This is a genomic window from Caminibacter sp. (assembly GCF_053999135.1).
Genome location: NZ_JBMXVQ010000073.1, coordinates 1 through 3,739 on the forward strand (window position 1 = coordinate 1; position 3,739 = coordinate 3,739).

Consider the following 3,739-nt stretch of genomic DNA (forward strand, 5'->3'; position numbering starts at 1 on the left):
GGCAAAATATTACCGCTGTCTTTTACCCCGGCTCTTCTTTTTAAATAACTCTCAAACAAATCCCCAAACACACTGGCAATGCTTACAAAAAAAGATATAACAAAAGAATTTATAAAATCAAAAAAGGCAAGTCCTACAAAACTTCCTAACAACGTTCCCAAAAACACTCCTCCTATAACACCTTCCCATGATTTATTCGGGGAAGTCGGGGAAAATCCCTGAGGAATAAATTTTTTTGCAAAGTTTTTACCGATAAGATAGGCAAAAGAATCGGTAGCCGCAACTATTACGATAAGCCATCCTATCATTTCCATGGAAGTTTTTAAATATAAATCCATAAGAATCATTAAAGATAAAAAAGGATAAAAAGCAACCGATAATAAATCAATCTCTTTTCTGTAAAAAGCAACATATCCGGCTATACTTAAAATACCGACCGTAGCTACAAAAACAGAATTTATAAAAATAGCGACAAATGACAAAAATCCCAAAAAATAAATAACATTATCTTCTTTCAAACCAAAGAGTCTTTTAGCCTCGGATATGCCTATAAGTGAAATAATAGAAATCAAAAAAGAGGTCAAATATTTATTATCTATTAATCCCACTATTAACAAAATTCCTATCAATACAACGGATGTAACAATTCTTTCTTTCATATTAGGCCTTTAAATCTATATGTTTTACTTCTCTTTCCACATCTTCTTTTTCATCGTCTTCAGGCAAAATCTTTTCAATCTCTTCAACGGGTCTAACCTCGTTTACTTTAAGCTCCTTGTCTTCATTAATAACTTTTTGCACTTCCCTGCTTACAATTTCTCTTGCCACATGGTCCGCCATAATCACAGAAGGTATATGAGAATTCTGATTAATCCAGCTTATGTTATGAATCAGGTTCATAATTTTACCTTTATTGTGTTATATTTTCCATACTCAACCTTAGCCCCTTCTTTTATTTTTACGAATTTTCTTTTAGTATAATCCACTTCCCCCTCTTCTTTTGAGCTAAAAGCCAAAGCAAGCTTAGCCGCTTTTTTAATAATATCGTCATTTAACGAAAGTTTATTATTCTTAACTATAACATGAGCCCCCGGCAGATTTTTGATATGAAGCCATAAATCGTTTGAATTGGCCTGTTTTAGCAGTTTAACATTTCCTTTTTCATTTTTTCCAACCAGTATCATATAATCGTCATAATAAAATTTAGCAATATTTTCATCCTCTTTTTTCTCTTTTTTCGGAGGTTCGTATGTTTTAAGCTCACTTAAATGTTTAGCGTTTTTTACAAGTTTAATATAATTTTTTAAAAATTCAAGCTGTTCTTTTAAATAATTTCTCTCTATATGCAGATTTTCGGCTTTTTTTCTCGCTTTTTTAGCCAGCTTATAATAATAATTACCTATTTCATTTATATTTTTAAGCGACGGAATTGGAATAACTGTTTCATTACCCTCAAAATCAATCGTTTTTAACTCTTTATCATAAGGTTTAATCTTATAAAGATTAATCATAGCTATATCAGCGTATTTTTTATAAAGCTCGGCTTTTTTTAAAAGTTCTTCTTCATTTTCCAACTTATTTAGTTTCTTTTCGATTTCTTTTATTTTTTTGTTTATTTTATTAAGAACAGACTCTTTTTTCTGGTTTAATCTATTTGCATATTTTTTATAAAAAAGTTCTTTTGTATACTTTTCCAAATCATCAATTTCAAAAACCTTTTCTTTTATTTCAACAGAAGGAAGCTCTTGAAGTTTGATTCCGGGTTTTACGACCCTGCTTGAAATATTTTCGCTTATATGCCTCAAAGATTCAATAATATTGTCGTTTTCGTCCAATATTATGGCATTCGTATAACGACCTGTAAACTCAAACCTGATTTTTACAATTTCTTCTTTAAATCTGTTTTGATTTTTAGCGGTTATTGTTAAAATCCTCTCTTTTGCCTCCACATCTATAAGTTTTGCTTTTGTAAACTTTTTTTCAAGCACTATATCAAAAGGAGCTTTAAATTTTTTAACCAAAGGATAATCAATATTTATGTAAATATCCCCGCTGCCTTTGGTAAGGTCAAAATAGTATCTGTCGTTATCAAACTGCATTAAAATCAGATTTTCATCGACCCTAAAAGCTCTTCTTACAAATTTATATTTTTTTATTCTATCGGCTATTTTTTTTAATATAAAAGCTTTCATTTACCCGCACCTAAGAGCGTATTTTGCCATTTCTACAAAACGTCTGACTTTTCTTTTATCTTTTTTCCCGGGTTTTTCTTCAACTCCGCTGCTGACATCAACTCCGTAAAAACCGTATCTTCCCACTTCAAATACATTCTCGGGAGTAAGTCCCCCGGCAAGAATAGTTTTAGAGTTATCCCTTCCCTCAAACCATTCAAGAGCCAGTCTCTTACCGCTGCCTCCGTATTCAGGAACATAAGCGTCAACAATTTTATAACTCTCTTCAAATTTTTCAATATCGCTCTTTTCTTTTGCTCTGACAACAGGCAAGTATTTACAAGTTAAGCTATTAAAAAACGCTTCATCCGCATCAAAATGAATCTGGGCAATATCCGCTTTTAAAAATTCCATAGCCCCGTTTATCGCTTCAGGGGTCATATTTACAAAAAGGGCCACTTTTGTTACAAAAGGAGGCAGTTTGGCGATAATTCTTTTAGCTTCGTCTGCCTCAATAAAACGAGGAGATGGTCTGTAAAAAACAAACCCCAGCGCATCAGCCCCGGCATCACAGGCAATTTTAGCGTCTTCATAATTTGTAATGCCACATATTTTCACTCTCATTTAACACCTCAAACTTTCAATGGCTTTTTTATAATCCCCGCTTTTAAACACATAACTTCCCGCTACTAAAATATCCGCTCCGGCTTCTTTAAGCATAGGCGCGTTTTTATCGTTTACCCCTCCGTCGATTTCTATTAAAAGAGAAGGATTTTTCTTCTCAGCCAGTTCTCTTAATTCTTTTACTTTATCAATAACGCTTGGAATAAATTTTTGTCCTCCAAATCCCGGATTTACACTCATTAAAAGCACCATATCCACATCAGCCACTATATATTCAAGAAGACATACAGGTGTTGCAGGATTTAAAACAACCGCTGGTTTAATACCCTCGTTTCTTATTTTTTGAATAACCCTATTGATATGCTTTTCTTCTTCTACATGAAAAGAGATAAATTCAGGTTTAAGATGTTTATACATATCTACAAAAAACGGAATATTTTCAACCATAAAGTGAATATCAAGGGGTTTTGTAGAGGCTTTTGCCACAGCCTCCACTATCATCGGACCCATCGTCATATTCGGAACAAAATGTCCGTCCATCACATCCACATGTATTAAATCGACTCCCGCATCGCACACAGCTTTTACATCATCTGCCAATCTTCCAAAATCCGCACTTAAAATACTCGGTGCTATTTTCATTTATCCTCCTACTACTTTATTTTTTCCGGTACGTTTTGCTTTATATAAATTTTCGTCAGCTCTTTTTACCGCTTTACTTAAATTTTCACCCCTCTTAAATTGAGTAAAATATTTTTATGCTTTAAAACATAAGGAATAAAGTCAGCGTTTAATAAATATAAAGAATTAAAATCTCAATTTTCCGTATTATTTACTTCTTTTAGCGTTACAGCAAAAGAAAAATTAAAAAATAAAAACCAAATTATCCAACGCAATGTCTTTTCCTTAAATCTTTATAAAGTTCGATTCTTCTGTCTCTAAAA

At 32.5% G+C, this 3,739-nt stretch carries 5 protein-coding genes; all 5 read right to left on the minus strand.

Features of this window, described 5'->3' with window-relative positions; translation table 11 throughout:
• The coding region (locus tag ACXJH6_RS05775) for a phosphatidate cytidylyltransferase (protein ID WP_456470811.1) at positions 1-659 on the minus strand (659 nt) is incomplete at its 3' end.
• A gap of 1 nt (position 660) precedes the next feature.
• Complete coding sequence (locus tag ACXJH6_RS05780) at positions 661-900, minus strand: hypothetical protein (protein WP_456470812.1); 240 nt, start codon at positions 898-900, stop codon at positions 661-663.
• Complete coding sequence (locus ACXJH6_RS05785) at positions 897-2,192, minus strand: NFACT RNA binding domain-containing protein (protein WP_456470813.1); 1,296 nt, start codon at positions 2,190-2,192, stop codon at positions 897-899. The genes ACXJH6_RS05780 and ACXJH6_RS05785 overlap by 4 nt, the downstream gene beginning before the upstream one ends.
• Positions 2,193-2,795, minus strand: a complete 603-nt coding sequence (locus tag ACXJH6_RS05790) for a phosphoribosylanthranilate isomerase (protein ID WP_456470814.1) — start codon at positions 2,793-2,795, stop codon at positions 2,193-2,195.
• Complete coding sequence (gene rpe / locus ACXJH6_RS05795; protein WP_456470815.1) at positions 2,796-3,437, minus strand: ribulose-phosphate 3-epimerase; 642 nt, start codon at positions 3,435-3,437, stop codon at positions 2,796-2,798.
• Positions 3,438-3,739 lie beyond the last annotated feature (302 nt).

Coding starts and splice junctions, on each gene's coding strand:
- rpe (WP_456470815.1), bottom strand. CDS start 3,437: ATGAAAATAGCACCGAGTATTTTAAGTGCGGATTTTGGAAGATTGGCA.
- ACXJH6_RS05780 (WP_456470812.1), bottom strand. CDS start 900: ATGAACCTGATTCATAACATAAGCTGGATTAATCAGAATTCTCATATA.
- ACXJH6_RS05790 (WP_456470814.1), bottom strand. CDS start 2,795: ATGAGAGTGAAAATATGTGGCATTACAAATTATGAAGACGCTAAAATT.
- ACXJH6_RS05785 (WP_456470813.1), bottom strand. CDS start 2,192: ATGAAAGCTTTTATATTAAAAAAAATAGCCGATAGAATAAAAAAATAT.